Source organism: Lentzea sp. HUAS TT2 (assembly GCF_051853195.1).
GTDB lineage: Bacteria > Actinomycetota > Actinomycetes > Mycobacteriales > Pseudonocardiaceae > Lentzea.
This window is the reverse complement of the sequence record NZ_CP196667.1, coordinates 1,466,354-1,479,643: the sequence shown is the minus strand read 5'-3', so window position 1 is coordinate 1,479,643 and position 13,290 is coordinate 1,466,354. Positions and strand designations below refer to the sequence as shown.

The window sequence follows — 13,290 nt, the reverse complement described above, 5'->3', positions numbered from 1 at the left end:
CTCGCCAGCTACGGTGGTGGACGTGCACGAGGTGGCAGTGGTAGCGATGGACAGCGTCGTCCCGTTCGACTTCGCGACGCCGGTCGACGCGTTCAACTGGGTCGGGCGGTACCGGGTGCGGGTCTGCGGTCCGAAGAGGACTGTCGACGCGGGCTGTTTCGAGATCAAAGTCCCGCACGGCCTGGAGTTGCTGTCCGAAGTGGACACCATCGTCCTGCCGGGCCACGACCCTGCCATGGTCGTGCCGAAGCCGTTGATCGACGCGCTGCGGCAGGCGGCGGCGAGGGGCGCACGGATCGCGTCGATCTGCACGGGGGCGTTCGTCTTCGCGGCGACCGGCCTGCTCGACGGGATGCGGGTGACCACCCACTGGCTTGGAGCCGAGGACCTGGCGGAGCGGTTCCCGGCGCTGGAGGTCGACCCGGACGTGCTCTACGTCGACAACGGGCAGTTCCTCACGTCCGCGGGTGCCGCGGCGGGACTCGACCTGTGCCTGCACATGATCCGCCGCGACCACGGCTCGGCGGTGGCGGCCGACGCGGCGCGGTTCGCCGTGATGCCGCTGGAACGGGAAGGCGGGCAGGCGCAGTTCATCGTGACACCGCCCGTGACGCCTCAGGGCGCGGAGCTGGAACCCGTGCTGCGGTGGATGGAGGCCAACGCGTCGCTCGAACTGACGCTGGAGGACCTGGCGAAACAGGCGGGCATGAGCACACGGACGTTGAACCGGCGCTTCCGCGAACAGACCGGCACGACCCCGTTGCAGTGGCTGCACCGCGCGCGGGTCCGCCACGCGCAGCACCTGCTGGAGACGACGAAGCAGCCCGTGGAGCTGATCGCGAGCATGGTGGGGTTCGGCTCGGCCACGGCGTTCCGCGACAGGTTCAAGCGGATCGCCGGCACCTCACCGCAGAGCTACCGGGCGGCTTTTCAGGGCTGAGAGTGTTCGTGCAGCAGGAGAAGCGTGTACGCGGCGATCGACTGGGCGTCGGTGATCTCGCCCTTCGCGATCATCGACTCGAAGTCGGCGCGCGGGAACCACGCCGAGCGCATGTCCTGCTCCTCGTGCTCCCGCTCGTGGAAGCCCTCGGTGAGCTGGGTCGCGAGGAACACGCGCCCGCGCTGCGACGACATGCCGGGCGCGACGTCGAGCAACCCCAGCTCGATCATCTTCCCTGCCCGCAACCCCGTCTCCTCGCGCAACTCGCGAGTGGCGAGCTGCAACGGGTTGGAGTCGGCGCGGTCGGGCGCCGTGCCCTGCGGGAACTCCCAGCGGCGCAGGCCGATCGGGTACCGGAACTGCTCGACGAGCCGCACGCGTTCGCCGTCGAGAGGGATGATCAGCGCGAAGTCAGGCTTGTCGACCACGCCGTAGATGCCGCTCGAACCGTCCGCGCGCTGGATCTCGTCCTCGCGAACGGTCATCCACGGATTTGCGTACACCTGACGGGTGCCGAGGCTTTCCACGCCACGGACCGTACCTAACGCCGGCATTCTGGACACACCCCGTAGCCTGTCGCGGTGCGTCTCGTCATCGCTCGCTGCAAGGTCGACTACGTAGGCCGACTCACCGCCCATCTGCCGATGGCCCAGCGTTTGCTGCTGGTCAAGGCCGACGGCTCTGTGTCGATCCACTCCGACGACCGCGCGTACAAGCCGTTGAACTGGATGAGCCCGCCCTGCTGGCTGATCGAGGACCCCGACATCTGGACGGTGCAGAACAAGGCGGGGGAGAAGCTGATCATCACCCTCGAAGAGGTGCTGCACGACTCCAAGCACGAGCTCGGACCGGAGCCCGGCCTGCAGAAGGACGGCGTCGAAGCCGACCTGCAGAAGCTGCTCGCCGAGCACGTCACCACGCTGGGCGAGGGCTGGTCGCTGGTGCGGCGCGAGTTCCCGACCCCGATCGGCCCGGTCGACCTGATGTGCCGCGACTCCGCGGGCAAGTCGGTCGCCGTGGAGATCAAACGGCGAGGGGAGATCGACGGTGTCGAGCAGCTGACCCGGTACCTGGAGCTGCTCAACCGCGACCCGTTGCTGGCGCCGGTGCAGGGGGTGTTCGCGGCTCAGCAGATCAAGCCGCAGGCTCGGGTGCTCGCGGAGGACCGCGGGATCCGGTGCGTGGTGCTGGACTACGACGCGTTGCGCGGGATCGAGCCGGACGAGTTCCGGCTGTTCTAGCCGCCTTCGAACATGCCGATGGCCTGGATCGCCGCCGAGAGCGAGTGATCCGGGCCTGACGTCTCGTGCGCGAGTTTGACCGCCCGCATCGGCTTGCCCGCGACGACCAGATCCATGAGCTCGGCGAGCGTTTCGTCGGACAACGACTTCAGCAACTCGTGTGCCGCGGTGTCGTGCGCTTCGGGTTGCGAGTCGAACTCGGTCATGCCGCGAGTCTCGGTGTCCGAACCCTCTGTGCGCACCCCGATTTCCCGCGCCCCTCGGCTTCAACGAGCACCCCGGGACACCTCGTGGTTTGGTGATCATCCACACGGGGTAAGACCCGCTGCACCTGGAGTAATGTCCTCTCCTGGTCGATGGTGTTCGACTTTGTTGAAAGGCTTGGAGGTGGGCAGTGTCGATGTCGGTGCTGGCCGAGGCGGACCTGCGACTTGACGCGGGACCGATCGACTACGCGTTGCTCGTCATCTACTTCGTGGTGGTTCTCGGCATCGGCGTGATGGCGAGACGATCCGTCTCCTCCAGTCTCGACTTCCTGCTGTCCGGGCGGTCGCTGCCGGCGTGGGTGACCGGTCTCGCGTTCATCTCCGCGAACCTCGGCGCGCTCGAGCTGATGGGCATGACGGCGAACGGCGCGCAGTACGGCATGGCGACCGTGCACTACTACTGGATCGGCGCCATCCCCGCGATGGTGTTCCTCGGTCTGGTGATGATGCCGTTCTACTACGGCTCGAAAGTGCGCAGTGTTCCCGAGTTCATGCGCCGCCGGTTCGGCAAACCGGCCCACCTGGTCAACGCCATCAGCTTCGCCGTCGCGCAGATCCTGATCGCGGGCATCAACCTGTTCGCGCTCGCGGTGATCATCGACGCGCTGCTCGGGTGGCCGTTGCCGGTGTCGATCTGTGTCGCTGCGCTCGTGGTGCTCGCGTACACGACGCTCGGTGGTCTGAGTGCCGCCATCTACAACGAGGTACTGCAGTTCTTCGTCATCGTGGCCGCGCTGGCGCCGTTGACGATCATCGGTCTGATCAAGGTCGGTGGCTGGCAGGGCATCGTCGAGAAGATCAGCGACCAGGAGCAGCTGTCCGCGTGGCCCGCGACAGAACTCACCGGCATCAACAGCCCGGTGTGGAGTGTCGTCGGGTTGGTGTTCGGTCTCGGCTTCGTGCTGTCGTTCGGCTACTGGACGACGAACTTCGCCGAGGTGCAGCGCGCGATGAGCGCCAAGTCGATGTCCGCGGCCAAGCGCACGCCGATCATCGGTGCGTACCCGAAGGCCCTCATCCCGGCGATCATCATCATCCCCGGCATCATCGCCGCGATCATCGTTCCGGAGATGGCGCAGCTCAAGGCCGGCGACACGAGCAGTGGCGTGGTCTACAACAACGTTCTGCCGCTGCTGATGCGCGACCTGCTGCCCAACGGCATCCTCGGCATCGCGATCACGGGTCTGCTGGCGAGCTTCATGGCCGGTGTGGCGGCGAACGTCAGCTCGTTCAACACCGTCTTCACGTACGACCTGTGGCAGGACTACGTCAAGAAGGACCGGCCGGACGAGTACTACCTGCGCGTCGGGCGGTTGGCCACGGTCGGCGCGTGCGTCCTCGCGATCGGCACGGCGTTCATCGCGGCGGCGCTCGGCGGGTCCAACATCATGGACTACATCCAGGCGCTGTTCTCGTTCTTCAACGCGCCGTTGTTCGCGACGTTCATCCTCGGCATGTTCTGGAAGCGGATGACGCCGACCGCCGGTTGGGTCGGTCTGCTCGCGGGCACGTTCACCGCGATCTTCATCTACGCGATCTCGGAGCCCTCGTTCGGCATCGAGCTGCTGGAGCTGCCCGGCCAGGGCGCGAGCTTCCTCGGTGCGGGCCTCGCGTTCGTGGTCGACATCGTCGTGAGCTTCGCGGTCAGCCTCGTCACGCGGCCGAAGCCGGACAGCGAGCTCGGCGGGCTGGTCTACAGCCTGACGCCCAAGGAAGACAGGGCGCACTCCACCACCGGTGAGGACGCCGGCTGGTACCGCTCGCCGGCCCTGCTCGGCGGCGGAGTGCTGGTCCTGACCACTGCTCTCTACTTCATCTTCGGCTGAGGGAGGTCGCCATGAGGTTGTTCGACCTGCGACTGATCATCGCTTTCCTCTTCGGCCTGTACGGCGTTGTACTGGTCGTCATCGGTCTCGCTTTCACGACCGACGAGGACCTGAAGAAGGCCGAAGGGGTCAACATCAACCTGTGGGCGGGCATCGCCATGGCGGTGCTGGCGGCGGTGTTCGCCGCCTGGGCGACGCTGCGGCCTCAGTTCGCGGACACGGAGAAGCAGCCGCTCAAGGAGCTATGACTGGGGACGACCAGGGTAAACAGGGTTGAAGGCCTCGATCGTCCACGCGTCGAGCCAGTTGAATGCGCGGCGAATTCGGTTTCGCACGTCTCTCCTTCTGTCGGGGTCTTCACCTTGTACATCGCGTCGATCTTCTGAATCGTTCCCGTAGCGCACGGTGACATGTGCCACGGGCCAAGTCGGGGTACCGCCCACGAAGGCGCGCAAAGGGCACTACCGTGCACGTCGTGCCTCGTTTTCGTGCCACCGCTGTGGTCGCCGCCGCCGCGTTGCTGATGGCCGGCTGTGCGACCGGGCCGGGTCTTGCCAAGACCAACTCGCCGCGCCGCACCGTGCAGGCTGGTGCGGACGCGAACACGACCGATCCGTCGACCAAACCGTCGGCCCAGGCGGGCAAGCCCGTCGACCCGGCGTTCGCCGCGGAACGGCTGCGGCTGATCAACCCGTGCGCGTTGATCGACAAGGACGTGCTGCAGACGGTCGGCACGCCGTCGAGGTACACGAGCAGCTCCTACACGCGCTGCTCCAACTACATGAAGGACAAGGCCGGCAAGACGCTCAACATCACGCTGGACATCGGCTACTCGCTGACGTCCACCGAGGTGAAGAACGCGACCAAGCAGATCGCGAGCCTCAAGAGCGGCGAGCAGAAGCTGAGCGCCTCGTCGTGCTTCATCTGGGTCGTGACGCAGGAGAACCCCGCGCAGGCCGTGCGGATGCAGACCAGCACCGGCTCCGACGGCAGCGAGGCGTGCGAGCCGGGGCGCAAGGTGCTCGAGGGTGCCGTGCGCAAGCTCAAGGGCAACCCGCAGAAGTACACCCCGCCCAAGGGTTCGCCGGTCGAGGTCGACCCGTGCGCGATCGTCGAGAGGTCGACGCTCGCGCCCGTGCTCGGCGCGTCACCGCGGGCCCTGCCGTACGGGCTGCACCAGTGCTCGTGGACGGGGCAGAGCGCGCAGATGCAGATCGAGTTCAAGACGGCGCGCATCCCCAAGGACGGCAAGTTCGACAGCAAGTCGGTCGAGACCGATCTCGGCGGCGGGCTGAAGGGGTACCAGGCGTTCAAGGACGGCGCGTTCCCGACCTGCGAGCTGGTGCTGGTCCGGACGAAGGACCAGACCGACGCGGGTGAGATCGTGGAGTTCATCGTGGCGGCCTCGAAGGAGAAGGAACTGGATCGCTGCCAGGCGGCGCACGCGTTCGCCAAGGCGGTTCTTCCTCTGCTGCCCCAGGCCTGACAGGTCCGCACGGGACCAGGCGGGGGCTGAAAGTTCTTCGAGTACGCGTTAGTGTCGAGGTTACTGGCGAGTACCGGAGGAGCCCAATGACGCAGACCGCTTCGGACAGCGCGCTGTCGGCCGATGGCGAGCAGCGGCGGTTCGCCTCACTGGACCCGCGCACCGGCGAGGTCGTGGCGCATCACCCGATCCACACGGCCGCCGAGGTGCAGGACGCGGTGGCCTCGGCACGCGACGCCGCGGCGTGGTGGGCTGGGCTCGGGTTCGAGGGCCGCAAGACCAAGCTCGACGCGTGGCGCAAGATCCTCTCGCAGCGCTCGGACGAGCTCATCTCGTTGATCAGCTCGGAGACGGGCAAGCCCGCGGACGACTCCCGCGTCGAGGTCGCGCTGGTGATGGACCACCTGCACTGGGCCTCGCGGCACGCCGGTCGTGTGCTGGGCAAGCGCCGCGTGTCATCGGGCATGCTGATGTTCAACCACAGCGCGTCGCTGGAGTACCGGCCGTTGGGCGTCATCGGCGTCATCGGGCCGTGGAACTATCCCGCGCACACCCCGATGGGGTCGATCTCGTACGCGCTGTCCGCCGGCAACGCCGTGGTGTTCAAGCCCTCGGAGTTCACGCCGGGCGTCGGCACGTTCCTCGCGTCGACGTTCACCGAGGCGGTGCCGGAGTTCCCGGTGTTCCAGGTGGTCACGGGCTTCGGCGAGACGGGCGCGGCGCTGGTCGCCTCAGGTGTCGACAAGATCGCGTTCACCGGCTCCACCCGTACCGGCAAGAAGGTCATGGCCGCGGCCGCCACCTCGTTGACGCCGGTGCTGGTCGAGTGCGGTGGCAAGGACGCGCTGATCGTCGACTCGGACGCCGACCTGACCGCCGCCGCAGAGGCCGCGATCTGGGGCGCGGTGTCGAACGCCGGCCAGACGTGCGCAGGCGTGGAGCGGATCTACGTGGCCGAGGACGTCGCCGACGAGTTCACCGAGATCGTGGTGAAGCGGGCGACCAGGCTCAAGCCGGGCGGCGAGCCGAACGCGAACCTCGGGCCGATCACGATGCCGTCGCAGGTGGAGATCATCCGCGAGCACGTGCAGGACGCGCTGGACCGCGGTGGCAAGGCGCTGGTGGGCGGGCCGGACTCGATCAGGCCCCCGTACGTCGAGCCCGTGGTGCTGGTGGACGTGCCGGAGGACTCGCTGGCGGTCACCGAGGAGACCTTCGGGCCGACCGTGGTGATCAACCGGGTGCCGAACGCGCTGGAGGGGGTGCGGCTCGCGAACCAGTCCAAGTACGGGCTGGGTGCCGCCGTGTTCTCGAAGTCGCGCGGCGAGGAGCTGGCGGCGGAGCTGCGGGTCGGGATGGTGTCGGTCAACTCCGTGCTGACCTACGCGGCGATTCCCGGGCTGCCGTTCGGCGGTGTCGGCGACTCCGGGTTCGGGCGCATCCACGGCGAGGACGGGCTGCGCGAGTTCGCCTACGCCAAGGCCGTGACGAAGCTGAAGTTCAAGTCGCTGATCAACATGGCGACGTTCGACAGGTCTTCCATGGCGGGCAAGCAGATGCTGCGCCTCGCGCGGATGCTCTTCGGTCGCTGAGGAGCATCCGCGCGCGGAGGCGTCAGATGCCGAGCTGCGTCTTCATGTCGTCGAGGACCACGTTCGCGGCGAGCACGCCGAGTCCGAGGAAGTAGGTCTCGTCGAGGACCGGCTTGGCCTTGCCGGCTTTGACGGCGTTCAGTCCGGTCCACAACGGACCGCCGAGCACCGAGGCCTGCGCGGTCTTGGCCGGGTCGCCGTAGGTCGAGTAGAGGATGAAGTCGCCGTCGGCCTTGCTGATCTGCTCCGCGCTGACCTCGGCGGCGAGGTCGTCCACCTGGGACGACGTCGGCTGGCCGATCTTGGCGTCGATCAGGATCGTGCCGATGAAGGACTTCTTGGCGTACAGGCGGATGCGGCCGGGCATGAAGCGCAGCGCCGTGACGGTCGGGCGCACACCGAGCTTCTTCTCGATGGCGTCACCGGTCTCCGTGGCCTTCTTCGTGTAGTCCTCGAGCATCTTCGCCGCGTCGGCCTGGCGGTCGAGCGCGGCGGCGTTGAGCAGGAAGTTCTCCTTCCACACGTAGCCGGGGCGCACGCTGAACACCGTCGGGGCGATCGCCGCGAGCTTCGGGTAGAGGGCCTCCGCGCGCAGCTGCGAGCCCAGGATCAGGTCCGGGTTCAGCTTGGTGATCGCCTCGAGGTTGAGGTTGTTGGTCGTGCCGACGTTCTCCGGCGTGCCGCCCTTGTCGCCGATGTAGGACGGCATGGTCGGCGAGCCGTCGGTGTAGGCGATGCCGACGGGCTTGATGCCGAGCGCCACGACGTTGTCGAGCTCGCCCGTGTCGAGCACGATCACCCGTTCGGGTTTCTTCTCGAGCTTGGTCTCGCCCATCGCGTGCTTGATGGTGCGGGGGAACTCGCCTGGCTTCTGCTGCGTGCCGAAACCGTTGCTCAGCTCGTACGCCTTGCCGAAGTCCTCGCCGCCCTGGGCGACGGTCGGCCGGTCCGGGGTGCTGGAGCAGGCGGTGAGGGTCAGTGCGACTGCTACGAGCAGCGCGGCTCTCTTCGACACGACGTTGTTCCTCCACTACGGAACGTGATGTTGACCTGCATTTCTTAGGGCAGCCTAACGGTACGGGGGTCCTTTGCCTGTTCCGAGTGTCAGACCCCCGGAGTAAGAAGGAACACGGCACCGACTCCTCGGGAGGGCTCTTCAATGAAGAAGATCATCAACGATCCGGAAACCGTGGTGCGGGACGCGCTGCGGGGCATGCAGGCCGCCCATCCCGACCTGTTGACCGTCCACCACGACCCGGCGGTCATCGTGCGCGCGGGCGCGCCGGTGCAGGGCAAGGTCGCGATCATCTCGGGTGGAGGGTCGGGCCACGAACCGTTGCACGGCGGGTTCGTCGGGCGCGGCATGCTCGACGCGGCCTGTCCAGGGCCGGTGTTCACGTCGCCGACGTCGGACCAGGTGCTCGACGCGGTCGTCCGGACGGACGGCGGCGCGGGCGCGTTGCTGATCGTGAAGAACTACACGGGCGACGTGCTGAACTTCGAGATGGCGGGGGAGCTCGCGGAGTCCGAGGTCAGATCGGTCGTGATCGACGACGACGTGGCGGTGAAGGACTCGCTGTACACGGCGGGGCGGCGCGGTGTCGGCGGCACGGTGCTGCTGGAGAAGATCGTGGGCGCGGCTGCGGAGCGCGGTGACGACCTGGCGGCGTGCGAGGCGCTGTCGTTGCGGGTGATCGCGTCGGTGCGCTCGATGGGCCTGGCGCTGACGTCGTGCACGGTGCCGCACGTGGGCACGCCGTCGTTCGAGCTGGCCGACGACGAGATGGAGATCGGCATCGGCATCCACGGCGAGCCGGGCCGGCAGAAGGTGAAGGCCGGGACCGCGTCCGAGATGGTGTCGGCGTTGCTGGAGCCGATCCTGGAGGACCTGCCGTTCGCGTCGGGCGACCGGGTGCTGCTGTTCACGAACTCGATGGGCGGGACTCCGCTGATCGAGCTGTACCTGGCGCACGGCATCGCGGAACAGCTGCTGGCCGACCGGGGGATCGTCGTGGAACGCAGGCTGGTGGGCCCGTACATCACGAGCCTGGAGATGCAGGGCATGAGCCTCACGCTGCTCCGCCTCGACGACGAGATGGTGGAGCTGTGGGACGCACCGGTCCACACGCCCGCACTGCGGTGGGGAGTCTGAGGTGGGCTGCACGGCAGCGGACGTCGTGGCGGCAGTGCGAGCCGCCGCCAAGGTCGTGCAGGAACACCGCGACGAGCTGGTGCGCCTCGACCAGGCGATCGGCGACGCCGACCACGGCGAGAACATGAAGCGAGGCTTCACCGCGGTGCTGTCCCGTTTGGACGCCGAGCCACCGGACACCCCCGGCAAGGTGCTGAAGCTGGTGGCCACCACGCTGATCTCCACGGTGGGCGGCGCCGCGGGCCCGTTGTACGGCACCGCCTTCCTACGAGCGTCGACCGCAGTGGGCGACGCCGCAGAGCTGGACTGCGACACGGTGGCCCGCGCCCTGCAGGCAGCGCTGGACGGAGTGGTGGCGCGCGGCAAGGCCGTGGTGGGCGACAAGACGATGGTCGACGCCCTCACTCCAGCCGTGACAGCAGCCGCGTCTGCCAAGGACTCGGTGGCCGCAGCACTCTCCGCCGCCGCGGACGCGGCAGCGGAAGGAGCCTCCGCCACCGTCCCGATGGTGGCCCGCAAGGGCCGGGCCTCCTACCTGGGCGAGCGCAGCGCGGGCCACATGGACCCAGGCGCCCGCTCGACGTCGTTGCTGCTGCGCGCTTTCGCAGACGCGGCGGCCAAGGCATGACGGCGGCCGCGGACACCGGCCGTGTGGGCCTGGTGGTCGTCTCTCACAGCGCCATGCTGGCCAACGGCGTGGCGGAGCTGGCTGCCCAGATGGCCCCAGACGTCACCGTCCTCCCCGTGGGCGGCACCGAGGAAGGCGGCCTGGGCACCGACTACGGCTCGGTGGTGGAGGCCTTGGCAGACGCGGACTCCGGCGCGGGCGTGGTGGTGCTCTACGACCTGGGCAGCGCCAAGATGACGGCGGAGATGGCCGTGGAGTCGGCAGACGACCCGTCCCGCTACCTGGTGGTGGACGCCCCACTGGTGGAGGGCGCGGTAGCCGCCGCCGTGTCCGCCCAGGGCCACGCCACCCTCCCCGAAGTGGCCCGCGCCGCCGAGGGAGCGTCCGGCGAGGCCCCGGTAGCCGCCCCCAGCCGCCCGGCCCTGCACCTCGTGCCGGACGCGGTGACGGCAGAAGTGCTGCTGACCAACGAAGTAGGCCTCCACGCCCGCCCAGCAGCCCTGCTGGCACGCACGGTCGCCGAACTCGACGCCGACGTCGTCGTCCGCTACGGCGAGGAGGAGGCGAACGCGGCGAGCGTGCTCGCGTTGATGGGGCTGAGCGCGCCCGGCGGCAAGTCGATCACCGTGGTGGCCACGGGCAACGACGCAGGAGAGGCGGTGCGGCGGATCGAGGAGCTGGCGGCCAGGGGGTTCGACGACTAGCCGGCCGGCTTCGCCGTTGCTCCGGGGCGGCCGAGGCCGTTCGGGCGTCGAAGCGGCCTGCCGTTCGGCCTGAGGCGCTGAGTCCGAATGTGCCTCCTTCGCGGTGTGTGGATCCGAGGTGCCGATCCTGGCCGCGCCTGCTTCGTCTGCTGCCTGGAGCCGCTGCCGGGCGCGCCGGTCTGGGCTGCGCCGGTCCGGGCTGCGCCGGTCCGGGCTGCGCCGGTCTGGGGCGCTCCGATCTGGGGACCACACCTGACTGCGCGGCGACCCGTGCCGGCGACTCCTCCCTTGCTGGGACACCTCGCCCGACCACCTCGCCCAGCCGCCGCCACCTCGTCCGCCGCCTTGCTCCGTTCCGCCCGCCGCCTCACCCACCCGCCGCCTCACCCACCCGCGACTCCGCCCACCCGGCGCGCTCTCCACCACCCCCACGACCAATCCGACCCACCCTCGATTGGCCCATCCCCGCGTTCCCCCACGCGGGTTCATCAGGCAAAAGGCCGGGTCTAGGCGTTTGCTAGACCGATAACTGTTTCGATCCTGATGGCGAAGCTCACGGCCGCTGTTCATGCTGGGAGTGGCATAGTCGCCCGCAAGTTACTCCTTGGTAGCCCACGCTTTACCCCGCATGGGAGGTCTGCAGTGGCGCGCGAAATCAACACCGTCGGAGTCGTCGGCTTCGGAACCATGGGCGCGGGCATCGTGGAGGTACTCGCGCGCACCGGGCTCACGGTCAAGGTGGTGGAAGTCGACGCGGCCGGTGTCGAGCGCGGGCTCGGGCACCTGGAGCACTCGACGAAGCGGGCCGTCAAGCGCGAGAAGCTGACCGCGGACGAGAGCTCCGCGCTGCACGGGCGGGTCTCCACGAGCCTTGACCTGGGCAGCCTCAAGGACTGCGATCTCGTCATCGAGGCGGTGCCGGAGAGCGTCGAGCTCAAGACGCGGATCTTCCGGGAGCTGGACGACGTCCTCGCGCCCGAGGCGATCATCGCGTCCAACACGTCGTCGCTCTCGATCACCGAGATCGGTGTCGTGACGAAGCGGCCCGGCAAGGTCGTCGGGCTGCACTTCTTCAACCCGACGCAGGTGCTCAAGCTGGTCGAGGTCGTGCGCACGGTCGTCACGGAGCCGGACGTGATCACGGACGTGGTCGCGTTCACCGAGCGGCTGGGCAAGTCGCCGGTCGTGATCGGGGACAGGGCGGGCTTCATCGCGAACGCCCTTCTCTTCCCCTACCTCAACCACGCCGTGAAGATGCTCGAGTCCAAGTACGCGACGCGCGAGGACCTCGACGCGGCCATGCGGTACGGCTGCGGTTATCCGATGGGACCGTTGGCGCTGCTGGACCTCATCGGTCTCGACACCGCGTACGAGATCCTCGACACGATGTACCACCAGTCGCGCAACCGGTTGCACTCGCCGGCGCCGTTGCTGAAGCAGATGATCACGGCCGGGTTCCTCGGCAGGAAGACCGGGCGCGGTTTCTACACCTACGACGGGCCCGACTCGCCGGTCGTCGTCGAGGACGTGCACACACCGTCCGAAGTGGACAGCTCTGTGCAGACCCGGGAGGTTCAGCGGGTCGGTGTCATCGGCACGGGCACGATGGCCACGGGCATTGCCGAGGTGTTCGCCAAGCGCGGGTACGACGTGGTGCTGCGTGCGCGCGGTCTGGACAAGGCGGAGAAGGCGATCGGCGCGGTGCGCAAGTCGCTGGAACGCGCGGTGAGCAAGGGCAAGCTGTCGGAACAGGACCGCGACGCGACGCTCGCGCGCATCTCGCCCGCAGTGGAGTTCGTGGAACTGGCCGACTGCGACCTGGTCGTCGAGGCGGTGGCCGAGGAGATCGGGATCAAGAAGGAGGTCTTCGCGGCGCTCGACGAGGTGTGCAAGCCCGGCGCCGTGCTCGCGACGACCACGTCCTCGCTGCCGGTCATCGAGGTCGCGTCCGCCACGAGCAGGCCTGCGGACGTCGTCGGACTGCACTTCTTCAACCCCGCGCAGGTCATGAAGCTCGTCGAGATCGTGGAGACGATCTCCACGGGCGCCGACGTGGTCGCGACGGCCCGCAAGATCTGCCTCGACCTCGGCAAGCACCCGGTGCACTGCGGTGACGTGGCCGGTTTCATCGTGAACGCGCTGCTCTTCCCGTACCTCAACGACGCGGTGAAGATGCTGGAGGCCCACTACGCGGAGGCCGACGACATCGACAACGCCATGAAGGTCGGCTGTGGCCTGCCGATGGGACCGTTCGCGCTGCTCGACGTCGTGGGTCTGGACGTGTCGCTGGCGATCCAGCGCACGCTCTACAACGAGTTCCGCGAGCCCGGGTTCGCGCCGGCGCCGTTGCTGGAGCACCTGGTCACGGCCGGTCGTCTCGGCCGCAAGACGGGCAAGGGCTTCCGCGACTACTCGTGAGCCGCTAACAGGGGCACCATGTCGCGTCTGGCATGGT

General features: G+C 68.3%; 13 protein-coding genes. 10 read left to right on the top strand and 3 right to left on the bottom strand.

Translation table 11 applies throughout. The annotated features are described in order from the left end of the window. Positions 1-22 precede the first annotated feature (22 nt). Positions 23-940 carry a GlxA family transcriptional regulator gene (locus tag ACSHWB_RS07355; protein ID WP_439661318.1) on the top strand — a complete coding sequence of 306 codons (918 nt, stop codon included), beginning with the start codon at positions 23-25 and terminating at the stop codon, positions 938-940. On the opposite strand, the gene ACSHWB_RS07350 is transcribed toward ACSHWB_RS07355, so the two are convergent. Next, on the bottom strand, positions 931-1,425 hold the full coding sequence (locus ACSHWB_RS07350) for an NUDIX domain-containing protein (protein ID WP_439661317.1): 495 nt from the start codon (positions 1,423-1,425) through the stop codon (positions 931-933). The genes ACSHWB_RS07355 and ACSHWB_RS07350 overlap by 10 nt on opposite strands. 96 nt (positions 1,426-1,521) lie before the next feature. Between ACSHWB_RS07350 and nucS the strand changes: the two genes are divergently transcribed. Beyond that, a complete protein-coding gene (nucS, locus tag ACSHWB_RS07345) occupies positions 1,522-2,181 on the top strand; it encodes an endonuclease NucS (protein ID WP_439661316.1) in 660 nt (219 codons plus the stop codon). Here nucS and ACSHWB_RS07340 read toward each other — a convergent pair. After that, the gene (locus tag ACSHWB_RS07340) at positions 2,178-2,387 is read right to left on the bottom strand and encodes a hypothetical protein (protein ID WP_439661315.1); all 210 of its coding nucleotides are present in this window, start codon (positions 2,385-2,387) and stop codon (positions 2,178-2,180) included. The genes nucS and ACSHWB_RS07340 overlap by 4 nt on opposite strands. Before the next feature lie 194 nt (positions 2,388-2,581). Here ACSHWB_RS07340 and ACSHWB_RS07335 point away from each other — a divergent pair, with 194 nt between their 5' ends. The 4 genes from ACSHWB_RS07335 to ACSHWB_RS07320 all read left to right on the top strand — a co-directional run bounded on the left by ACSHWB_RS07335 (position 2,582) and on the right by ACSHWB_RS07320 (position 7,351). After that, complete coding sequence (locus ACSHWB_RS07335; protein ID WP_439664542.1) at positions 2,582-4,273, top strand: sodium:solute symporter family protein; 1,692 nt, start codon at positions 2,582-2,584, stop codon at positions 4,271-4,273. Between the two features lie 11 nt (positions 4,274-4,284). After that, positions 4,285-4,521, top strand: a complete 237-nt coding sequence (locus ACSHWB_RS07330) for a hypothetical protein (protein WP_439661314.1) — start codon at positions 4,285-4,287, stop codon at positions 4,519-4,521. Between the two features lie 227 nt (positions 4,522-4,748). Beyond that, entirely contained in the window at positions 4,749-5,759 is a 1,011-nt protein-coding gene (locus tag ACSHWB_RS07325; protein ID WP_439661313.1) for a hypothetical protein, read from the top strand. Between the two features lie 86 nt (positions 5,760-5,845). Then, the gene (locus tag ACSHWB_RS07320) at positions 5,846-7,351 is read left to right on the top strand and encodes an aldehyde dehydrogenase family protein (protein ID WP_439661312.1); all 1,506 of its coding nucleotides are present in this window, start codon (positions 5,846-5,848) and stop codon (positions 7,349-7,351) included. 22 nt (positions 7,352-7,373) lie between these two features. Here the strand turns inward: ACSHWB_RS07320 and ACSHWB_RS07315 are convergent, their stop codons facing one another. Beyond that, a complete protein-coding gene (locus ACSHWB_RS07315) occupies positions 7,374-8,366 on the bottom strand; it encodes an ABC transporter substrate-binding protein (RefSeq protein WP_439661311.1) in 993 nt (330 codons plus the stop codon). Positions 8,367-8,510: 144 nt separating this feature from the next. Between ACSHWB_RS07315 and dhaK the strand changes: the two genes are divergently transcribed. The 4 genes from dhaK to ACSHWB_RS07295 all read left to right on the top strand — a co-directional run bounded on the left by dhaK (position 8,511) and on the right by ACSHWB_RS07295 (position 13,253). Next, positions 8,511-9,503: a dihydroxyacetone kinase subunit DhaK gene (gene dhaK, locus ACSHWB_RS07310; RefSeq protein WP_439661310.1), complete on the top strand. Its 993-nt coding sequence runs from the start codon at positions 8,511-8,513 to the stop codon at positions 9,501-9,503. A gap of 1 nt (position 9,504) precedes the next feature. Then, positions 9,505-10,131, top strand: a complete 627-nt coding sequence (dhaL, locus tag ACSHWB_RS07305) for a dihydroxyacetone kinase subunit DhaL (RefSeq protein WP_439661309.1) — start codon at positions 9,505-9,507, stop codon at positions 10,129-10,131. Further along, positions 10,128-10,835: a dihydroxyacetone kinase phosphoryl donor subunit DhaM gene (gene dhaM, locus ACSHWB_RS07300; protein WP_439661308.1), complete on the top strand. Its 708-nt coding sequence runs from the start codon at positions 10,128-10,130 to the stop codon at positions 10,833-10,835. The genes dhaL and dhaM overlap by 4 nt, the downstream gene beginning before the upstream one ends. A 642-nt stretch (positions 10,836-11,477) precedes the next feature. After that, a complete protein-coding gene (locus ACSHWB_RS07295) occupies positions 11,478-13,253 on the top strand; it encodes a 3-hydroxyacyl-CoA dehydrogenase family protein (RefSeq protein ID WP_439661307.1) in 1,776 nt (591 codons plus the stop codon). Positions 13,254-13,290: the final 37 nt, after the last annotated feature.